31 protein-coding genes are annotated in these 17,977 nt (G+C 71.3%); all 31 read right to left on the bottom strand.

The annotated features are described in order from the left end of the window. Nucleotides 1-14: 14 nt before the first annotated feature. The 31 genes from ACIRPU_RS12560 to ACIRPU_RS12410 all read right to left on the bottom strand — a co-directional run bounded on the left by ACIRPU_RS12560 (nucleotide 15) and on the right by ACIRPU_RS12410 (nucleotide 17,930). A complete protein-coding gene (locus ACIRPU_RS12560; RefSeq protein ID WP_403865448.1) occupies nucleotides 15-770 on the bottom strand; it encodes an HK97 family phage prohead protease in 756 nt (251 codons plus the stop codon). Further along, nucleotides 754-2,076 (bottom strand): phage portal protein, encoded by a 1,323-nt coding sequence (locus ACIRPU_RS12555; RefSeq protein WP_403865445.1) that lies wholly within the window; start codon nucleotides 2,074-2,076, stop codon nucleotides 754-756. The genes ACIRPU_RS12560 and ACIRPU_RS12555 overlap by 17 nt, the downstream gene beginning before the upstream one ends. Further along, on the bottom strand, nucleotides 2,073-2,255 hold the full coding sequence (locus ACIRPU_RS12550) for a hypothetical protein (protein WP_403865442.1): 183 nt from the start codon (nucleotides 2,253-2,255) through the stop codon (nucleotides 2,073-2,075). Before ACIRPU_RS12550 ends, ACIRPU_RS12555 begins: the two co-directional genes overlap by 4 nt. Further along, nucleotides 2,249-3,715 (bottom strand): terminase, encoded by a 1,467-nt coding sequence (locus ACIRPU_RS12545; RefSeq protein ID WP_403865440.1) that lies wholly within the window; start codon nucleotides 3,713-3,715, stop codon nucleotides 2,249-2,251. The genes ACIRPU_RS12550 and ACIRPU_RS12545 overlap by 7 nt, the downstream gene beginning before the upstream one ends. After that, a complete protein-coding gene (locus tag ACIRPU_RS12540; RefSeq protein WP_403865437.1) occupies nucleotides 3,708-3,983 on the bottom strand; it encodes a hypothetical protein in 276 nt (91 codons plus the stop codon). Before ACIRPU_RS12540 ends, ACIRPU_RS12545 begins: the two co-directional genes overlap by 8 nt. A 219-nt stretch (nucleotides 3,984-4,202) precedes the next feature. Continuing rightward, the gene (locus tag ACIRPU_RS12535) at nucleotides 4,203-4,640 is read right to left on the bottom strand and encodes an AAA family ATPase (protein WP_403865434.1); all 438 of its coding nucleotides are present in this window, start codon (nucleotides 4,638-4,640) and stop codon (nucleotides 4,203-4,205) included. Between the two features lie 4 nt (nucleotides 4,641-4,644). Continuing rightward, entirely contained in the window at nucleotides 4,645-4,929 is a 285-nt protein-coding gene (locus ACIRPU_RS12530; protein ID WP_403865431.1) for an HNH endonuclease, read from the bottom strand. Between the two features lie 16 nt (nucleotides 4,930-4,945). Then, nucleotides 4,946-5,446 carry a hypothetical protein gene (locus ACIRPU_RS12525; RefSeq protein ID WP_403865428.1) on the bottom strand — a complete coding sequence of 167 codons (501 nt, stop codon included), beginning with the start codon at nucleotides 5,444-5,446 and terminating at the stop codon, nucleotides 4,946-4,948. 207 nt (nucleotides 5,447-5,653) lie between these two features. After that, nucleotides 5,654-5,854: a hypothetical protein gene (locus tag ACIRPU_RS12520; RefSeq protein ID WP_403865425.1), complete on the bottom strand. Its 201-nt coding sequence runs from the start codon at nucleotides 5,852-5,854 to the stop codon at nucleotides 5,654-5,656. Nucleotides 5,855-6,243: 389 nt separating this feature from the next. Continuing rightward, on the bottom strand, nucleotides 6,244-8,340 hold the full coding sequence (locus ACIRPU_RS12515) for a cell division protein FtsK (protein ID WP_403865422.1): 2,097 nt from the start codon (nucleotides 8,338-8,340) through the stop codon (nucleotides 6,244-6,246). Between the two features lie 86 nt (nucleotides 8,341-8,426). After that, complete coding sequence (locus ACIRPU_RS12510) at nucleotides 8,427-8,606, bottom strand: DUF6257 family protein (protein WP_403865419.1); 180 nt, start codon at nucleotides 8,604-8,606, stop codon at nucleotides 8,427-8,429. A 14-nt stretch (nucleotides 8,607-8,620) separates the two neighbouring features. Beyond that, a complete protein-coding gene (locus ACIRPU_RS12505; RefSeq protein ID WP_403865416.1) occupies nucleotides 8,621-8,791 on the bottom strand; it encodes a hypothetical protein in 171 nt (56 codons plus the stop codon). Nucleotides 8,792-8,890: 99 nt separating this feature from the next. After that, a complete protein-coding gene (locus ACIRPU_RS12500) occupies nucleotides 8,891-9,205 on the bottom strand; it encodes a hypothetical protein (RefSeq protein ID WP_403865413.1) in 315 nt (104 codons plus the stop codon). Continuing rightward, nucleotides 9,202-9,372, bottom strand: a complete 171-nt coding sequence (locus ACIRPU_RS12495; protein WP_403865410.1) for a hypothetical protein — start codon at nucleotides 9,370-9,372, stop codon at nucleotides 9,202-9,204. The genes ACIRPU_RS12500 and ACIRPU_RS12495 overlap by 4 nt, the downstream gene beginning before the upstream one ends. Next, on the bottom strand, nucleotides 9,369-10,547 hold the full coding sequence (locus tag ACIRPU_RS12490) for a helix-turn-helix domain-containing protein (protein ID WP_403865408.1): 1,179 nt from the start codon (nucleotides 10,545-10,547) through the stop codon (nucleotides 9,369-9,371). The genes ACIRPU_RS12495 and ACIRPU_RS12490 overlap by 4 nt, the downstream gene beginning before the upstream one ends. Continuing rightward, complete coding sequence (locus tag ACIRPU_RS12485) at nucleotides 10,544-10,798, bottom strand: hypothetical protein (protein ID WP_403865405.1); 255 nt, start codon at nucleotides 10,796-10,798, stop codon at nucleotides 10,544-10,546. Before ACIRPU_RS12485 ends, ACIRPU_RS12490 begins: the two co-directional genes overlap by 4 nt. Then, nucleotides 10,795-11,550, bottom strand: a complete 756-nt coding sequence (locus ACIRPU_RS12480) for a DUF6907 domain-containing protein (protein ID WP_403865402.1) — start codon at nucleotides 11,548-11,550, stop codon at nucleotides 10,795-10,797. The genes ACIRPU_RS12485 and ACIRPU_RS12480 overlap by 4 nt, the downstream gene beginning before the upstream one ends. A gap of 97 nt (nucleotides 11,551-11,647) precedes the next feature. Then, nucleotides 11,648-11,857 (bottom strand): hypothetical protein, encoded by a 210-nt coding sequence (locus ACIRPU_RS12475; protein WP_384110222.1) that lies wholly within the window; start codon nucleotides 11,855-11,857, stop codon nucleotides 11,648-11,650. 71 nt (nucleotides 11,858-11,928) lie between these two features. Beyond that, on the bottom strand, nucleotides 11,929-12,105 hold the full coding sequence (locus ACIRPU_RS12470; protein WP_403865399.1) for a hypothetical protein: 177 nt from the start codon (nucleotides 12,103-12,105) through the stop codon (nucleotides 11,929-11,931). Then, the gene (locus ACIRPU_RS12465) at nucleotides 12,102-12,731 is read right to left on the bottom strand and encodes a hypothetical protein (protein ID WP_403865396.1); all 630 of its coding nucleotides are present in this window, start codon (nucleotides 12,729-12,731) and stop codon (nucleotides 12,102-12,104) included. The genes ACIRPU_RS12470 and ACIRPU_RS12465 overlap by 4 nt, the downstream gene beginning before the upstream one ends. After that, on the bottom strand, nucleotides 12,728-12,928 hold the full coding sequence (locus tag ACIRPU_RS12460; RefSeq protein WP_403865393.1) for a hypothetical protein: 201 nt from the start codon (nucleotides 12,926-12,928) through the stop codon (nucleotides 12,728-12,730). The genes ACIRPU_RS12465 and ACIRPU_RS12460 overlap by 4 nt, the downstream gene beginning before the upstream one ends. An 8-nt stretch (nucleotides 12,929-12,936) precedes the next feature. Continuing rightward, a complete protein-coding gene (locus ACIRPU_RS12455) occupies nucleotides 12,937-13,431 on the bottom strand; it encodes a single-stranded DNA-binding protein (protein WP_403865390.1) in 495 nt (164 codons plus the stop codon). Then, nucleotides 13,424-13,762: a hypothetical protein gene (locus tag ACIRPU_RS12450; protein ID WP_403865387.1), complete on the bottom strand. Its 339-nt coding sequence runs from the start codon at nucleotides 13,760-13,762 to the stop codon at nucleotides 13,424-13,426. Before ACIRPU_RS12450 ends, ACIRPU_RS12455 begins: the two co-directional genes overlap by 8 nt. Nucleotides 13,763-13,837: 75 nt before the next feature. Then, nucleotides 13,838-14,128, bottom strand: a complete 291-nt coding sequence (locus ACIRPU_RS12445; RefSeq protein WP_403865384.1) for a hypothetical protein — start codon at nucleotides 14,126-14,128, stop codon at nucleotides 13,838-13,840. Beyond that, a complete protein-coding gene (locus tag ACIRPU_RS12440; protein ID WP_403865381.1) occupies nucleotides 14,125-14,340 on the bottom strand; it encodes a hypothetical protein in 216 nt (71 codons plus the stop codon). Before ACIRPU_RS12440 ends, ACIRPU_RS12445 begins: the two co-directional genes overlap by 4 nt. Nucleotides 14,341-14,616: 276 nt before the next feature. Beyond that, nucleotides 14,617-15,792, bottom strand: a complete 1,176-nt coding sequence (locus ACIRPU_RS12435; RefSeq protein ID WP_403865379.1) for a DNA primase — start codon at nucleotides 15,790-15,792, stop codon at nucleotides 14,617-14,619. Beyond that, a complete protein-coding gene (locus ACIRPU_RS12430; RefSeq protein ID WP_403865376.1) occupies nucleotides 15,789-16,712 on the bottom strand; it encodes a bifunctional DNA primase/polymerase in 924 nt (307 codons plus the stop codon). Before ACIRPU_RS12430 ends, ACIRPU_RS12435 begins: the two co-directional genes overlap by 4 nt. A gap of 84 nt (nucleotides 16,713-16,796) precedes the next feature. Continuing rightward, on the bottom strand, nucleotides 16,797-17,066 hold the full coding sequence (locus tag ACIRPU_RS12425) for a hypothetical protein (RefSeq protein WP_403865373.1): 270 nt from the start codon (nucleotides 17,064-17,066) through the stop codon (nucleotides 16,797-16,799). Next, entirely contained in the window at nucleotides 17,063-17,386 is a 324-nt protein-coding gene (locus ACIRPU_RS12420) for a hypothetical protein (protein ID WP_403865370.1), read from the bottom strand. Before ACIRPU_RS12420 ends, ACIRPU_RS12425 begins: the two co-directional genes overlap by 4 nt. After that, nucleotides 17,383-17,607, bottom strand: a complete 225-nt coding sequence (locus ACIRPU_RS12415) for a hypothetical protein (protein ID WP_403865367.1) — start codon at nucleotides 17,605-17,607, stop codon at nucleotides 17,383-17,385. Before ACIRPU_RS12415 ends, ACIRPU_RS12420 begins: the two co-directional genes overlap by 4 nt. Further along, complete coding sequence (locus ACIRPU_RS12410; RefSeq protein ID WP_403865365.1) at nucleotides 17,604-17,930, bottom strand: hypothetical protein; 327 nt, start codon at nucleotides 17,928-17,930, stop codon at nucleotides 17,604-17,606. The genes ACIRPU_RS12415 and ACIRPU_RS12410 overlap by 4 nt, the downstream gene beginning before the upstream one ends. Nucleotides 17,931-17,977: the final 47 nt, after the last annotated feature.

Genomic DNA, 17,977 nt, shown 5'->3' with positions numbered 1-17,977 from the left:
GGGTGTGGGTGCGTCTACCGCGCCAGGCGGTAGCGGGCGGCGAGCAGCTCCATCTGCCTCGCCTGACGGCCCCCAGTGGTCTCTCCCGGCTGGGTTGCGTCGCTGCCCCGAGTGGCCGCCGTGGCGGCCGGCTCGCGGCGGAAGTCGAGTAGTTCGGGCCGGATGGCGGCCCGGCGGTCGAAGGCGGCCTCGTCACCGCGGGCGGCCAGGGCCACGCCGACGGAGCGCAGGGCGGCGTCCGTTCCCTCGTAGGCAGGGAACGTCACGGCAGACACCTCGTACAGCTGGACCTCGCGCAGGACGCGCAGCTCAGCTTCCATGTCGCCCTCGGACGTGGAGACCGTGACAGACGTCCACTCGTCCTTGACGGTGCGGAACCCGAAGGACATCCCGGTGATGTTCCGCAGGTCGAGGTTGACCGCCAGGTCGCTGACGTAGGACAGGCGGGTGTCGAGGTCGGCGTCGACCGCCAGGCCGACCTCGTCCTGCGCCAGGCGCAGACTGCCGGCCGACACCCGGGATACGACCAGGCGGGTGTCGTGGTCGACGAGGAACCGGGCGTCCCCCTCGTCGAGGGTCTTCGTGAACGCGCCCGGCGCGATCTCCTCGTAGAAACCCCACGTCAGCGGGTTGCCGATCGCGGTGCGCTGGCTGAAAACAGCGGCGTGGCCGTCGAAGCCGCGCACGCCCTGGCCGTCGCCGGCCGCGCGCAGCTGCACCCCGGCCGTGGCCAGGGCGAGATCGCGGCGCTCCTCAGTGCTGCGGGTCATCGTCGCCGCCCTCCTCGGGTGGGTCTGGGTTCAGCAGTCGGTGCGCGGCCGCGAGGTGCCGGGCGGCACGCGCGGCGGGCTCGGCACCCGCCGGCGCTGCGGTCGTGGCCGTCGGGTCGCTGCCCAGCGGCGCCATGTACAGCGGCTGAAGATGCATGCTGCCCTCAGGTCCGCCGATCGGGGTGAGGTCCTCAAGGTCGCGGATGTCGTCCGCGGAGAACGCTCCGGTGTCGCGCATCGCCCGGTAGAACGTCGCCCGCGCTGCGCTGTCTCCCCTGAGCAGGCCACCGAGTTGGTACTTGGCGAACTGGTTGGCGGGCAGCAGTTCCTTGGTGACGCGCTGTTCGGTCGGCGTCAGCCATGTCGGCGACAGGTCCCACGTGACGAACCCCTGCGCCTGCTGCTCCAACCCCGTCCCCCAACTGGTCGACTTCTCGGTGGACATCAGCAGGAACGGCGGCACCCCGAACATGCGGGACACCTCGGTCACCTGGAACTGCCTGCTCTCCAGGAACTGGCTGTCCTTGTACGGCATCGTCACCGGCTGGAACGACGCCCCGGAGTCCAGCACGGCGATGTCGCCGGCCGACTCGTAGCCGGACAGCTTCGCCTTCCAGTTGGCCTTGAGCTGTGCGGCCTGCTCGGCATTCAGCCGCTGCTCGCTTTGCAGCACCCCGGAGATCATGTTGCCGGACCCGTACAATTTCGCCGCCGCCCGCTCCGCCGCCAGGCCCAGGCCGATGCCCTCGGCGGCCGCACGGACCGGAGAGCAGCCCGTGATGCCGTCGTAACCCAGGGCGGGCAGGTGCAGGATCTCCCGCGACGTCAGCCGCTGGCGGACCCCGTTGTCGTCCAGGACCCAGAACACCTTGCCGCCGGGGTTCTCCGGCGTCGGCTTCTCGCGGTCAACCTTGACTCGGTCCGGGCGGATGGGCCACAGCTGCACCACTGCACCCGCGCCGTTGAAGACCTTCTGTAGGTAGGCGTTACCCCACAGCAGTCGGTGTACGTACACCAGCCGCCACAGCTCGAAGGCGGTGAGCTCCGGGTGCGGGTTGTCCAACAGGGCCACCGTGACACGGTCCTTCGTGCCGGCGGCGTACACGTGCAGTGGCAGGGCCGCCGACACGTTCGCGACGACCGCCACGGCCCGCCACACGGCCGGCATGTGCAGGGCGGTGGTCTCGGTGACCGCCACCCCCGCCCTGCCGGGCGTACCGCCCAGCAGGCTGACCAGGTTTGCGGACGTGAGCGGCACCGCAGGGTTTTCCACGGACCGTCGCTCGAACAGACCGAACAGGCTCATGACGTCGGCTCCTTCGGGCGGGTGGCCAGCGGCCGGACGGTATGGGCGCGCTCGACGGCCACGACGCCCAGCAGGCCACCCAGGACCCAGGCTGCGGGCACGTAGACCAGGGCCACGCCGTACAGCAGCGCGAGCAGGCACACGGCTTCGACGCCGTACAGAACGGCGGTCCTCACCACAGGTTCGGCGCCCCTTCCTCTTCGACCTCGACGCCGAGCCCCCACTTGGCGAGCGTGACCGCCACCAGCGGGCTGATGTCCACCGACACGATGCGGCGGGCCCACGCCCACGCGTCGCCCAGCGGGCGCTTCTGTGCGCCAGCCAGAGCCGCCGCCAGTGGAGCCTGGTCAAGGTGGGACAGGGTCTGCTCGGCGACCGCGTCGTAGAACTGGCCGCACGCCGCGGCGACGTCCCGGCCCTTCGGCTGCACGACCGTGACGCCCAGGCGCTCCTCCAGGTCGGCGATGAGCGACCCGGCGGGGCCCGCGCCGTCGATGACCCAGCAGCGCGGGTGCCACTTCTCGTGCAGGTCGGCTGCCCGGTCGAGGATCCATCCGGTGCCGGGCCGGTGGTCGACGACCTCGGCGTGCGTGCCGCCTCGCCACTCGCCGGCCACACCGATCGCGGCGTGGCTCCGTTCCGGGGTCATGTCGATCGCGAATGCCACCGGGTCGCTGGGGGTCGAGTCCGCGGCCGCCAGAGCCCGCCAGGCGTCCTCGCCGATGACCTGCCAGGTGTCCGCGACGTCCGACGGGTAGTCGCCCACACCGAGCCGCTCACGGGCGTACCCGGCCGGGCTGAGGGTGGACCGCTCATTGGCCACCTTCTCCAGCGACAGCCGGTACCCGATGCCGGGGTTCGACTTCAGCACCGCGGCGTCCGAGGTCACATCGTCGTGCGCCGTGCAGTCGGCCGGGCACTCATCCATGTGGGGCTCCACCGACCACTCGAAGTAGCTCAGGCTCGGGTCCGGCTCGCCCATCTCGATCGCCGCCAGGGCGCGGCGGCGCAGGCGGCCCAGCTGGACGGACGGAGCGCCGAGACCGGCGCTGCCGAGGTACCAGATCTGCGGGTCCTCGACGGCCGCCATCGTCGGCAGCAGGGCGTCCATCTCGTTGTCGCCGAGGATCATGTCCTCGTCCATCACGTTGCAGTGGCCGGTGAAGCCGCGCCCGGAGCCCTTGCTGCGGGCGATGAACCGGAGCAGCTGCCCGGTGTGCAGCTCGATGCCTTCCTCTCCCACGGTCTGCCGGTACGTTTTGACACGTTTATGCAGGTCAGGAGTCTGACGGATCAGGCGCTCGATTCTCTTGAACGCGGCCTTGGCGGTCTTGAACTCGTGGGCCGAGTGCAGGATCAGTTCCTCGCCGCCGATGAACAGGCCCCACAACTCCCGCGCCTCGATCACCCCGCCCTTGCCGTTCTGCCTCGGCACGTTCACCGCGACCTCGAAGGAGGCCCAACTGCCGTCCGGCTTCTCGCCCATGCCGACCCGCAGGATGTGCTGCTGCCACGGGTCGAGCCGCAGACCAGCCCGGGCCGCGAGGTCGATGGCCTCCTGGCCTGCGCTCGACACGGCCGGGGGCGCGGTCTGGATCGGCGGGCACTGCCAGCCGTACACCGGGCCGTCGTCACTCACTGGCCGCCTGCTCGCGGGCGGCTGCCCGGCGCTTCGCTCGCTGCTCAGCAATGTCATCTACCGCATCCCCCTTCACTTGAACGGGGGCCAGCCTCCGCAGGTCGGCCATGATCGAGCGGAGCTTGTCGGCGACGGCCGCCTGCGCGGTGGGTACGTCCGTGCCGTCGATCGCCTTGGCGAGGGCAAGTGCGACGGCCGCCATTCCGGGCGAGGTCTCGTCCGCGTGGAGATCTTCGAGCTCGGCTGTGATCTTGTCGGCGACGCTCATGATCACCCCCGCAACCTGGAAGGCCGAACCGAGTTCGCGTGAAAAGCTCTCCGTCACTCAGGGTGACGTGACGCAGGGTGACCAACTTGGAAGGCTGAACCGAGTTCGCGCGGAATGATCTTTAAGATTCGGCCGCGCAAAAAATCGGGCGACAAGGGCGTTTGGGTCGCCCGGTCCGCTTCCCGACTTTTGACCCAGCTCTCTACCCTTATGTCCGATTCACCACCGTCGGGACGCCTGCGGCATGCCGGCGCGGGGTTGAGAGCGTCGCGCGTTGTACCAACGGGTGGCGACGCGCTCCATCTCTGGCGACCGCATCGCGGCAATACGTTCCGTGATGATGGCCTGGCCGGGGTCGACGACGACGATGCGGGCCTTGAGCCGCTTGTACTTGGCCATCGCCTTGGCGCTGGGCATCGTGTGGATCAGGTAGACGTCGAGCTTGTCCAGCATCTGGCAAGCCTCGTCGATGGCGGCGTAGCGGGCGCGCTGGGCGACGCGCTGGTGCAGCGGGTCGTGGTTCCAGTTGGGTGCGCCGGGTCCGGTGAGGGCGACGGTGATGCGGTCCAGGTCGATGACGATGTCCCGCGCGGTGGCGTGCGACTGGATCCAGCTGGACTTTCCCGCGGCCGGCGGACCTGTGACGACGTACAGCACGGCGTCACCACCTTCGTGAGGCGCGCTGTGGTGCCGCCTTGGGTGGCGCCGGGGTGCGGTTGCCCTTGCTGCTGTTGCACCGCCGGTGCGCCGGCCGGGCGTTGGCCGGGTCGAGGAGGCGGCCGCCGCGGCTGAGCGGGACCTCGTGATCGAGGGTGAAGCTGAGCGGGTGGCGGGCGTCGAGGTCGTAGCCGATGTTGTGGCCGCAGAGCCAGCACGGTAGGTGCTGGGCGCGGAGCCAGGCGCAGAGCCTGCGGTAGGGGCGCCCGTTGCGGGGGTTGCCGGGCACGGGCGTCTCCTCCGGGTCAGGGCGCTGGGGTGGCGTCCTGCTCGACCAGGTCGTCGGTGACGGCCTCAATGGCGGCGTCGAGTTCGGCATCGGACATGTCGCCGCAGGCGCTGCTGCCGGCGGTGGCGTCGATGCTGTCGGAGGAGTCGAGGAGCTCGCGCTCGATCCAGGCCCGGCAGTCGGCAGAGATCTCGGGCCCGGTGGGGACGGCGGCCGGGGTGGCGCTCTTGAGAGCGTCCTCGGCGACCTTGTCGGCCTGGTCGCTGTCGAGCCACTCGGTGGTGACCTCGCCGGTGAGGCGGGTGAGGGTGGCGTCGTCGACGCCGGCGCACGCAGGGGGCCGGCTGCCGGTAGGCATGGGAGAGGCGTTGGTCCTGGCGGCTACGCCTTGCTCGAGCTGCTTGGCCATGGCGGTCTTGCAGGCCGCGACGTCATCGGAGCCGCTGTCCGTGTCGGAGCAGCCGGTGAGGGCGGCGAGGGCGAGCAGGGCGGCGCAGGCTGCGGTGCGGGTGTTCATGGTCCCCCCAAGGACGTGCGGTGCTGAGGGGGCATCATCTGCCGCGTGGCGGTCGCCCGGGGGGCGTGTGTCCGGGTTGTGACCCGTGCGGGTGACACGACGAAGCCCCAGCCGGTGAGCAGTCGGCTGGGGCTTCGTCGTGTGTCTGTGGTGCCGGTTGAGGGCACAGTTGTACACCCGGATCGTCACACGCTGGCTGACCTGCGGTCAAGCGACTGCGCGTTCGGCGCGCGCGGCAACGATGGCGGCGACGGCCTTGGCGTCGTAGCGGGGGTGTCGTTCGGTGCCGCTGGCCCGGGTGAGCTGGCCGCGGTAGACGAGGTTGCGGAGGGCTCCGGCGGTGATGCCGAGGGCGTGGCGGGTCTGTGCGGCGGTGAGCTGGCCGGGCGGGGCGTAGCGGTCGTCCATGCCCCCATGATGCGTCAGCGGGCTCCAGCGTCGTAGGCGCGTCGCCAGGCGTTGTGGGCGCGCCGGCCGAGGCGTAGCCGGAGCTTCTTTCCTCGGCAGCGCGGGCAGGCTCGGGGCTTCCCGAACCGGAGGACCCCGCCCGCTCCGTGGCATCGGCGGCAGGGGCCGAACGGTTTCACGGCGCAGAGGACGCAGTAGTAGCCGAGGGCGGCGAGGACGAGGGCGCTAGCGATCAGCATGGGGTCTGGTTGCCTTCCGGAGGGCGTGTTTCGGCGTCTACGGGGCCCCGGCTGCTAGACGCTAGGTCGCAGGTCAGAGGCGGGTTGTGGTGCTAGCGGAGGTGCTAGGCCTAGCGGGGCGGGGTGCTAGGCCTAGTGGCCGTCCTGGGGCTACGCGGCGGCCCGGTCGGCGTCCCGGCGGGTGAGGGCGGCGGCGACGTCGGCGCGCTTGATGCCGCGCTTGGTGGTGCCCTTGCCGTCGTCTCCGGCGGCCCAGACGTCGGTGGTGGCGACGCCCCACGGCTTCAGCGCGGGGGCGACGGACGCGGTGGTCCACTCGCCGTAGACGTCGGGCCAGGCCTCGGCGAGGCGCGCGGCGATCCGCTCGCACCACAGCTGCTCGTCGTCGGCGCGGAACACCTTCAGCACGTCGCCGAGGACGTCCATGCCGCGCGACGTGGACGGGCCCTCGCCGATGGCGTGGCCGGTGATGTTGCCGTAGGCCTCGCGCAGCTCGCGGGCGCGTGCGACGACGCCCTCGGCTGCGGGGCCGTCCACGAAGGCGGATGCGGCGATGACGGGGTCGTCGCCCTCGCCGGACATGAAGCAGATGCCGCGGTCGGAGCGGGAGAACATGGTGGCGCGGATGCCGGCCTTGTGGGCGCCGGTGCCCAGCACCATGTCGTTCGCGGTGTGGCTCATGACCTTGAGGCAGAACCTGAGGATGGCGTTCGCGCTGATGCCGGGCGGCAGGCTCTTGGCGTCGGGGCGCTGGGTGGCGAACATACCGACGATGCCGAGGGCGGGCCCGCGCTTGGCGATGTCGGTGCAGATGGATTCGAGCTCGGCGCCGTACTTCTCGTGCTCGAAGGGGACTTGGCACTCGTCGAAGCCGACGACGATGGGGTGCAGGCCGAGGCTCTTGTCGCTGGCCAGGGCCGGGGTGACCTTCGACTCGGGGCAGCGGGACTTGGGCAGGTTGCGGATGACCTTCGCGCGGCGGCGCAGCTCTTCCTTGAGCTCGCGCATGGCGTGCAGGACGTACAGCAGGTCGTCGTCTTCCTCGCCGGAGCGGTAGCGGTGGCAGACGGGCTCGAGCGGGCCGAGGTCGCCGGTGCCCTTGAAGTCGAAGGCGAGGATCCCCGCGCGCGGGTCGAGGGAGGCGATGAGCAGCAGCAGCCTGAGCAGGAACGTCTTGCCCATGCGGGGGACGGAGCCGATGACGACGGAGACGAACATCAGGCAGACGACGATGTCCCGCATGCGCTGGTCGTTGCCGAAGACGACGGGCTTGAACAGGTCGACTTGGCCGTCCTTCAGCAGGGGCCACGGGGGCTTGGTGGTCTCGTTCATGGGCTTATCGCCGACCCACAGGATCAGGCGGCCCTCGTGCTCGTCGGGGTCGCCGGACGGCCAGACGCAGCCCAGCTTGCGGCGGAGCCCGGAAGCGAGGGCCTGGCGCTGCTCCATGATGTCCTCGGGCACGACGCCGTAGGGCAGGTCGAGGTCGGCGCGGTAGCCGGGGCCGTCGCGGGTGATTTCGCTGGTGAAGCGCATGCCGTTCATGTCGCCGCCCTTCTTGACGGCGGCGGAGATACGCGGGTTGCCGATGGAGTCCAGGGCGCGCAGGACGATGGTGCCGGTGAGCTTCTGGAGCTCGGTGCGCATGACGGCGGGGCCGATGACGGGGGCGTCGGGCTGCTGGCCGAAGTAGCCGAGGGTGAGCACCCCGCCGGCCGCGAAGGCGTACAGGAACTCGGGGGCCATGACGTACAGCCAGATGCTGAAGCCGAGGCCGAACGTGCAGGCCACGATGGTGACGAGGCCGCGCAGGCGGACGCGTCCGCCGCGGAGGCGGGCGAGGCGCATGTACTCCTCGACGTCGTCGGAGCGCACGGCGAAGTCGCGGAGCGGCGCGGCTTCGCGGTCCCACACCCACCGGTTCGTCGAGGTGACCAGGCGGGCGGCGCCGCGCGGGGCCATGAGAGTGAGCTGCGTGGCGTACCAGGGGGCGCGCAGGCCGTGGTAGGCGGTGGCGTATCCGGCGTGGCCGGCGGCGCGTTCGACGGTGGCGACCAGGTCGCGGCGGGAGCGCAGCCACGGGGTGATGACGGGGCGGCGCCGCTCGGTGGTCACGCCGGGGTCGGGCAGCTTGGGATTGTCGACGGGTACGGGCGGGGCCGGGGTGGCGGGATCGGCTGGCGGGGCGGCCTCGGTGGCGACCGGGGTCGGCTGGTCGGTGATGGGCGGGGCGAGGGTGTCCGTCATGCTGGTCTCTCCGGTCGTTCGGTTGGGCGGTCCGGGGCCCGGGGACGGCCGCTGACTTGCCGGTGAGGGCCGTCCCCGGGGCGTGGCTACTTCTGCTTGCGGCGCAGGGCCTGCTTCTCGATGCGCTCGATGCGCTTCTTCAGGTCGCTGGTGTCGACGCGGTCGCTGCCGTCGTCGGCCAGGCCGCGCTTCGCCATCCGTGCCGTCAGGGCGGCGATGCGCACCTTCTCGCCGGTGGTGAAGTCGGAGAACTTCAGGTCGTCCATGGGGTCCTCTCGGGTCAGTGGCGGAAGAAGGGCTTGTAGTGCTCGCGGATGTGCCGGGCCTCTTCGGCGTCGGCGTTCTGGTCGGCGGCCTGCGCCTGAGGCGAGTCGGCGCCGTGCGTCTGGCAGGCCTTGACGTGTGCCTCGTGTGCGTCGTCCACGCGGTCGATCGACTTGCCCCAGCTCATGATCGGGTCCTCTCGGGTTGCGGGCCGGGCTGTCCGGCCCCACCGCACCCCCGCAACCGCTGCTCAGACGGCAACGGTTGCGGAGGACGGAAGGGCAGGTCAGCGGCCCTTCTGGAAGTCGGCCCACAGTCCGCGCAGGACCAGGGCGAGGATGGCGACCGATACGGCGCCGATGGCGACGGCGACGGCGAACAGCGAGGCGACCAGGCCGCCCGCGATCCCCAGGCCGCCGAGGACGAACCACTTGCGGGCGTCGAATTCCGGGCGGGCCGGAGCGGGCGGCTGGGCGGAGGCCTGCTGCTGGGCAGCTGCCGTCTTGGCCAGCTCGACCGCAGCGAGCGCGAGCTGTACGGCGACGGTGTCGGTCTGGGCGTCCCGGACCGCGGCTTCTGCCTTGGCGAGGGCGTCGCTCACGCGGTCCACCTCCGGACGCTCCGGACGAGGGTGGGACGGGCCAGGACGCCGAGGGTGAAGACGAGGACGGCGGGCTGTGCGGCGGTTGCCACGGTGGCGGCGAGCGACAGTGCGGGCGGGCAGAGGAGGAGGACGCCGAGGACGGCGCCGAGCAGGAGCGCCTTCATACCGGCACCCCCTGCCAGGGCGCGGTCAGCTGGTCGGGGTGGAACAGGTTGCGTCCTCGGGCGTCCTTCTTGAACGGGGCGAGGCGTCCGGCGGCAACCCAGTTCCTGACGGTGGAGGGCTCGACGCCGTAGTGGTCGGCGACGTCGGCGGTCGTCATCAGGGGCGGCTCGGGCGGGGGCGCGTCCTGTTCGTCCTCGCCGTCCTCGGTCGTGTCCTCGCCGTCCTGGCCGGGCGGCGGCGTCGGTGCCGGGCGGGAGACGATCGGCAGCAGCCGGGCCCTGGGCGGGACGGGACGCGGAAAGGGCGGGACGGGGCCGGACGCGGGGGCGTCCTCGGTGTCCGGCGCGTCCTCGGTGGCGTCCTGCCACGGGGACGGCAGATCGATGGTGGCGAGGGATGCGGCGTGGCGGCGGGCGGCGAGGAGGTCGAGGAGCCGGGCCCGCTGCTCGCTGTCCGCGCCGGCCTGGGCCTTGCCGACGGCGACGGACAGGCGCCGCTCGACGCGGGCCCGGCCGCGGGTGCCGGCCTTCATCGTGGCGAGCTTCGCGGCCAGGGCGACGGCGCGGACCATGGCCCGGTCCCGGGTGATCTGCTCCGCGGTACGGTCCCGGACCGCGAGGCCGAGGCGGGAGAGCAGGCGCTCGCGGGCCTCGCGGGCGATCAGGGCGGGCAGGCTGGTCGAGGCGGCGTCCGGGCGGGCGTGCCGGAGTTCGATGCCCATGGCGAGGTGCCAGAGCAGGGCGGCCATGACGGGGCCGACGACGGCGCGGACGGTGCCGCCGACGATCCCGGACTCCGAGTAGGCGGGGATGATCTGCACACCGGTGATGACCCAGACCAGGACGCCGGGTGTGCCGGGGGCGCCCTTGGTGCGGAGGTTCTGGCGGGCCATCAGGGCGCAGGCGAACAGCGCGAGCTCCGCGGCGGCGAACAGCGCGGCCCGCTCGCCGGCGGACGCCATGCCGAGGCGGTGCCCGGCGAACCGCCAGCTGGTGTCTGCGCTGTAGGCGGTGCAGGCGAGGGCGGCGAGGGCGGCGACGGCGACGGCGGCGGGCGGCCAGTCGGCGGCCTTGCCGATGCCGCGGGCAAGCCATGCGAGGGCGGCCAACAGCAGGGCGGCGGCGGCCCCGGTGGCGAGCGGGTTGGCGTGGGACCAGGCGAGCAGAGTGGTCACTGCGTCGCCTCCCCTCGGAACGTGGCGTAGTTGCCGGGCGGGTAGACGTAGTTGGACAGGGCGCCTTCGGCGGCCACCGCTGCGGCCCCGGCGACGGCGATCGCCGTTGCGGCGCCGGTGTGGCCTTGGTCGGCTGCGGCGTTGGCGGCGACGGCAGCGAGCTGCGTGGCGCGGCGCGCGGAGGCGGGCGTGCCGTCGCTGGTGTTCATGGCGTTGTACAGCGCCTCGCGGGCGCGGTCCCGGATGCTCACGGGCGCTCACCTCGCAGTCGGGCGACCTCGGCGAGAGCGCGGTCGAGGCGCAGCGAGGCGACGCGCAGCCCTTGGGCGACCTGCCGACCGTCGGCGGGCGACAGATCGGCGGTGACGTCGAGGTGCAGTGACAGCACCGGGTGGGGCTCCGGCTGCTCGACAGCGTGCGGGGCGTGGCTGATGCACGCGGTCATGATCTCGACGAGGCCCAGCTCATGGGTGTTGGCGCTGGCCTTCACGGGCGGGCCGTTGTGGGTGACGTCGACGAGGTGACCGACGAGTTCGCCGTCGTGGCCGGTGCACCATGCGGGCTCGGGGATGGCGACCTCGCCGTGGTCGAGGGTGTCGAGGATGACGGTGCCGTCGCGGTAGCGGGGACTCTGCGCCCGGGCCTCGCCGGCGGGGCGGGTGTAGGCGCGGTCGATGGCTGCGTCGAGCTCGGCCGTCAGCTCCGCGGACAGCCTCATGGCGTCGGCTTCCCGCTCGAGTTCGAAGATGGCGCCGACAGCGAGGTAGCCCTCGACTTCGCGGCGGACGTCGAGGACACCCATGTCCGCCAGGGACGGTTCGGCTGCAAGTTCGGCGTGGCCGATGGCGAGGGCGGTTCGCAGCTGGTCGCGGGTCAGGGTGAGGGCGACCTGGACGACAGCGAACGGCTCGGCGTTCTCGTCGGCGGGAATGACGTCGGTGGGCCCGAAGCCGGGCAGCGGGGCGGTGTCGTCCCCGCATGAAGGCATGGAAAGATCGGCCATAGCCGGATCTCCTCCTGGTCTAGTCAGGAAGGCGGTCTCGGTCAGGCCCTTGGCTGGGACGGCAATCCCGGCCTTGGGCCGTCTTCAGTTGTGGGTGTTACTCGGTCTTCTTCTGGTAGGCGCGGATGGCCTGGTTGACGCTCGGGGTCTTGATGCCGAGCTCTCGGGCGACGGCTGCTTGTGTGCCGAGTTCTTCGACGCCGGCGAGGAGGGCGAGGGCCCGTTCGTCGGTGGCGTCCTGGTAGGCCTGCTGTGCGGCTTGCTGCTTGCGGACGGCATCGTCGTGCCGTGCTTTCCACGTAGTCACGTCCCTCCTCGTACCGGAGGTGACTGCCTGAGTACAAGGATAAGCACCCCTACTTATCCCGGTCAAGGGGGTCACGCCGGGCCCTTGCCCTTGCGCGCGGCCCGCTCGAACGCCTGATGTATGAGGCGCTGCGCCTCGGCCAAGTGCCGTGCGCAGATCTTCAGTTCGGCGCCCGGGTCGACCGCCTCACCGGTGCACTGGATGCCGCGCCCCGACAGCACGCGGCAGGTCACGATGCGCCCTGTCACACCGACTCCTTCGGCTGGTGGTGCAGGAGCAGCAGCCAGTCCTGCTCCGTGGCGTACACCGCGTGGCACCACTCACACACCAGCCTGGTCTGCCCAGGCTGGTGCCGGATGACCGCGCCGCAGATGACGCCGGACGCATCGATCGACACGCACTGCCCGATCCGCCGGCCCCGCTCCGGCAGCGCGCCGACGATCGACAGCGCGGCACCCTCCATCTCGCGGACCTCCCGGGCCAGATCGCCAGCCGCCGGGTACGCGGCGGCGATCCAGTCCAGGCTCATCCCGATCCAGCGGGCCGCGGCCAGCACGCGCCGCTCGACGCTGCCGGTGACGGCGGGCTCGCCCCAGCCACGCACCCGCTGCACGTCCGACCGCCAGCCCTCCAGGACGAGGGCGATGCCCCCGTACCGGAGGTCGAGGACAGCCTCGTCGACGGGCAGCCCGGGGGCGGTGCGGCTGGCCGAGACGCGCTCGCCGCCGCCGCGGACGGCCGGGGTGAGGAACCCGGCCAGCGCCGCGTACAGCTTCGGCATGCGCTCGAGGCGCTCCGCCAGGGCGAGGGTGTCGCCCGGGCAGAGGTAGCCGTGATCGAGGGCCCGCTCGCACAGGCCGCAGGCCGCGGTCACACCCGGCTCCGGTGCTGCAGCTGGTAGAGGCGGAGGCTGCCCAGGTACCGGTCGCCGGCCGCGTTCTTCCACGCGGCCTGTGCGGCGGTGGCGGACCGGCTCGCCTCCCTGCTAGCCCAGTAGGCGTGCAGGACGTTCGCCACCATCCAGCCGAGGGCAAAGCCGACGGCCAGTATCGAGATCTCGTTCGCGGTCACGTCGACTCCTAGAAGGGGGGCTCGTCGGAGTGGCCCGCGCCCTGCGCGGCGGGCTGCTGCTGGCCGGTGGCGGGCTTTGCCCCCGCCCAGGGGTCGTCGCTACGCGGGGCGGCCTGAACGTTCTGCGGATTGCCCTGCCTGTTCTGCCGCTCGACCTTCGCCGTTGCGCGGGCGAGGGACGGCCCGACCTCGTCGACGTCGAGCTCGTACACCGTGCGCTTCACGCCCTCGCGGTCCTCGTAGGACCGCTGCTTCAGCCGGCCCTGGACGATGACGCGGACGCCGCGGGCGAGGGACTCGGCGACGTTCTCGGCAGCCTGCCTCCACACGGAGCAGGTGAGGAACAGGCTCTCGCCGTCCTTCCACTCGCTCGTCTGCTTGTCGTAGATGCGCGGGGTGGAGGCGATGCGGAACTTAGCGACGGCCGCGCCGGCCGGAGTGAAGCGCAGTTCGGGGTCGTCCACCAAATTCCCCACCACGGTGATCACGGTCTCGTTAGCCACGGTTCAGTTCCTTCGGGTCGATCGTGAGGGTCAGGGCGACGATGTCGGCGGGGCCGACGGGCTCGGCGTGCAGGCAGTAGGGGCAGGTGCAGGTGTGGTCGGCGTAGAGGTTGGCCTCCTCGATCAGCACGGCTCGCCCCTTCGCCGTGCTGCCCTCGGAGCCGAAGCCGTTGGCGCGCAGGTCGCGGACCAGCTGCTCGATGTCGTCGAGGGCGGCCGCGCTGATGTCGGGCTCCTTGTCGTAGCCGCGGGTACGCAGATCGCCGAAGGCGCCGACGAGGGCCTGCGAGGCGACGGTGAGCCGGTCCATCCAGTGGTCGAGTTCGGACACGATGGCCTCCTTCTGTGGTGTGCTGGGCGGGAGGCCGGGCCCGATATCCGCGGGCCCGGCCGGCGTGCGTGCAGGTCAGGGCGCGAACGGGCCGGCGGTGGCGGGCGTCGTGGCGTGGCGAAGGGTGATGAGGCCGAGGCCGGGGGTGTGCTCGCGCAGGTCCGCCTCGGTCCAGACCATGTCGCCCCAGACGAACGCGGGCTTGATCTCGGTGCTGGCGGTGCCGTCGTTCATGTGGGCGGCTACGACCGTGGCCCACCCGATGACCGGGCAGACGACCGCGCCGGTCTCGCCGGCGAGGTTGAAGGCGATCTCCCAGCCGGTCGCCGGGGTCATGCTGAGGGTGCTGCCGGTGCTGAGCTTCATGAGTTCTCCTCGATGGTGGTGTCGCCCTCGCTGTCTGCGGGGGCGGGTCCGTCCGTCGTGCGGGCGGAGGCCTGGTTGCGGAGCTTGGCGGCGTGCCGGTGGGCGAGGCCGCGCTGCCGGGCGGCGGTGAATGCTGCGCGCCGGCGCTTGGCTGCTTCGGCGCGGGCCCGGGCGGCGGCGATCTTCTCGGCCACGACGTCGTCGACGTTCACGGTGCGGGCTCGGCTGTGGTGAGGACGGGCATGGGATCGGCTCCTGGTGCGGTAGTGGTGACCTCGTCCCGCCGTCGCCTGCTGGGGCAACCCCTCTGTGTAACCTCGTCCTCGTCCCACCTAAAGAAGTGGGACGAGGGACGAGGACTCACGACCTCGTCCCGGACGAGGTGGGACGAGGTCGGACGAGGTCAACTACGGGTGGTGTGGATCAAGCAGCTAGGGCAAAGTGGGACAGACTCGGGCAACCGACCTCGTCCCATGCTCGGGACGAGGTCAGGCGGCGTCCTCCTTGGGCGGTTCATCCCGTTGTGTGACGGGGGTTGCGAGTCGGTGGAGAACGGCGCCGCGCGGCCCCGCCTCGGTCACGATGCGGCCGCTGTCGACGAGGGCCGCGACCGCTCGACGGACATCGACAGCACGCCCGGCGACCCGGTCCTCGATGCCCTTGCCGGGCAGCGGCGCTTTCGCTCCGTCGAGCGCCTCGAGCACCTTGGCCTTCAGCTTGCCGATCCGCTTCTCGTCCTCGTCGGCCTCGCGGTCTTCCGGATCGCGCTCCCGCGGGGCGTAGAGGTGGGCCTCGGCGTACTCCTGGGTCTCCGACTTGACGACGAGGTCGGCGTACCAGTGCATGCCGCTGGAGTGCGACAGCCCGTTCTTGCGGATCTGGCCCGGCCGGTCCTTGGCGACGCGGATGATGGACTTGCCGGTGACGCCGATGCCGAACGGGCGGTGGTTCTCCAGCATGTACATCACGCCGTTGAGACCGTTGAGCTTGTGGACTCCACCGATGCTGTACCGGCCGCGGTTCTCCGAGGACTTGACGACGTGGTCGAGGGTGACCACGGCGGCGCCGGAGTTCATCAGCGGCCGCAGCAGGAGCCGGCCGAACTTGGCGATGTCGGTGTTGTCCTTCAGCTCGAGGCCGAAGAGGCTCATGCCCTCGGTGACTCCGTCGACGATGGCGAGCGTCGGACTGAGTTGCAGTACGCCGTCGAGGTCGATCGCGTCGACGGGCCCCATCTGGTTCTCGGGGCGGACGTAGTGGAACCGTTCGAGGATGTCGGCGGGCACACCGCCGAGGCAGAGCAGTCGGCCGACGACTCCGCCCGCGTCGTCCTCGAAGTCGACGTACAGGACGTGGTTGCCATCGTTGATCTCTTGCAGGCAGGCGATCAGGGCGAACCATGTCTTGCCCGCCTCGGACTCGCTGGCCACGCTGTTCATGCGGCCCGGGTAGAACAGCCCGATGCCGTCGTCGCGGCGGCCGACGGTGGGCTGCGGCGGCCGGTAGGTGCCGTCGAGGACCGACCGAAGATCTTGCGGCGCCCAGGTACGCGGCGCCGGCTCACGGTCGGAGGCCGCAGGCGCGGCTTCCCCCCAGTCGTCAGGCGGATCTTCGCCCTCCGGACCGAAGTAGGCGTCCATCGCCTGGTCGATGTCGGTGGTCACGCGGCTCCCCTGTCGCCGGGCCGGGTGGCCGCACTGTCGAAGCTGGCGCGGGCTTCGGATTCGGTGAGCCCGACAGCTGCGGCAGCGGACATCAGCCCAGAGCAGGCGTCGCAGAGGTCGATCAGGTTCTGCTCGGCCAGCTCGTGGGCGCGGCAGGCGGCGAAGAAGAAGGCGTTGTTCCGGTGCCCCTTGCCCGCGTCCATGACGTGCTGGACGAGGTCGGTGACGGTCCACATCCGGCCCCCGCCCGGCCTGCCCTTGGACCGTTCGCCGTGGATCGGGAATCGGTGGCGTGCCGGGCGAGGCGCCGGGATGGCGGGGCGCTCCTTGCGGGGCAGCAGCGCTGCGGGCCAGGCGACAGTCGGCGCGTGGAACTGGACCCCGCCTGCCCACTGGTAGCGCCCTCCGGATGCATGCATGGACGGGGCGAGCAGGATGTAGCCGTTGTGCTTGAAGTCGATGCCGGGGAACGGTTCGCCAGGCAGGTCGAAGCCAGGTGAGAGGTACAGCATGTGGAGTCCGTCGCCGCCGGTGACCTGCGTGGTGGTGCCGGGCAGGACGCCGACGCGCTTCTCCAGGGCGAGCAGGGATTCCCGCCCTCCGTTGCGGGGGTCGACGTCGATGACAGCCCAGCCGTTGAGCTTGCACGGCGCGCCGATGTTGGCGTCCGGCTCCTCTGTCCACCACTTGTGGATAAGTGCCGGGTCGGTGGTGGCCGCCCAGAATCCGTGACAGGTGGGGATGCCGCACTGGCAGTCCTCGGGGCGGTGCTTGATATAGATGCTGCTCTGCCGGTCGCACCGGGGGCAGTTGGCGTATGGGGTCTTGTTGCGGCGGACGCGGAAGACCTTGATGCCGGCGGCAGCGTAGGCCGCGGCGGCGGCCGGGAGTGCGGCGGGGATACGGAGGCCGACGGTCACGAACGTGCTCTCTTCTACGAGCTGGATCGGGTGGTTCGTGGGGTGCGGGCGGGCGCCGCAGGGGGAGTCGACGCCCGCCCGCGGTCAGGCGGCCTTGCGCTTCTCCCGGGCGATGTCGTCGGCGGCCGCGGTGATGCGCGTGCACCAGTTGCGGGCGGCGGTGAGGACCGACAGGGGCGTGGGCTGCTGTCGCAGGTCGTGCTGGATGGAGTCGAGGACCATCTCGTGCAGGGCCCGCTCGGCGGCGCGCTGCATGTACAGCTCGTCGTCGGTGGGCTCGGCAGTGCCGAGGGCACCGAAGTCGACGGGCTCGGCGACGGGCCACTGACCGGACCCCGTGCCGTGGCCGCTCACGGTGTGCCGTCCACGTTCTTCGCGATCCAGTCGGCCAGGTCCTGGAAGGACTGGGCGCGCTCACCGGTCGCGAGGGCGTACAGCGCCCGCATGCTGAGCTCGAACTCGGCGGCGTTGGCGGCTGCTGCCTTCGGGGTGGCACCGCGGGCGGCGAGGTACCTCTCGGCGGCGAACGGTTCGGACCGCGCCCAAGGGGCTTCGACGTCGGACTCGGCTTTGCTGAGGAGTTGGAAGCAGGCTTCCGGGATCTCGTCGCCTTCGCCCATGTCGTGGACGACGACCAGGAACTGGGCGCGTTCGGTGTACGTCAGGCCCTTCATGCCGCCTCCCGGGATTCGTCCACAGTGCTGATCGAGTTGAGACTCACGGTGCTGAACGCCGTCCGGATCACGGCCTTCTGTTCGTCGCTCAAGGGGGGCGCCTGCGACACGATGCGGTCGATGCGCTCCCAATAGCCCGGCGGCCGAGCGGGCCGGGGCGGCGGGCCGGGGGTGTCCACGAGCTGCACACCCCCGGCCAGCGCAGCGTCCAGGGCGGTCACGCCCTTGCCCCTTCGTCAGCGATGCTGAAGCGGGTGACCTGGAAGACGTCGGGGAACAGGTGGGTGGGCAGCTCGAGGTGCGTGGTGATGAGGAAGCGGATGGCACCGTCGCGGGTGTCGGGGTGGGCCTTCGTCGGCGTGTGGATGGTGACGCGGCCGGAGGCGGTGACGGTGACGTAGCCGATGAACTTCGGCTCGTTGATCTCGGTGGTGTCGAGTACGCCGTTCACTCTTGCGAGGAGCTCGTCCATGGGCAGGTCACAGACCTGCTCGGGGGTGAGGGGTGCGGGCGATGCTGTCGTGTGGAGCTGTACCTTGGGCATAGAGCTGTCCCTGTTTCTCATTGCGTGGGTACTGGGTTGCTCGACTG

It is taken from the genome of Streptomyces sp. NPDC102259 (assembly GCF_044766465.1).
Classification (GTDB): domain Bacteria; phylum Actinomycetota; class Actinomycetes; order Streptomycetales; family Streptomycetaceae; genus Streptomyces.
This window is presented reverse-complemented; position numbering and strand designations above follow the sequence as displayed.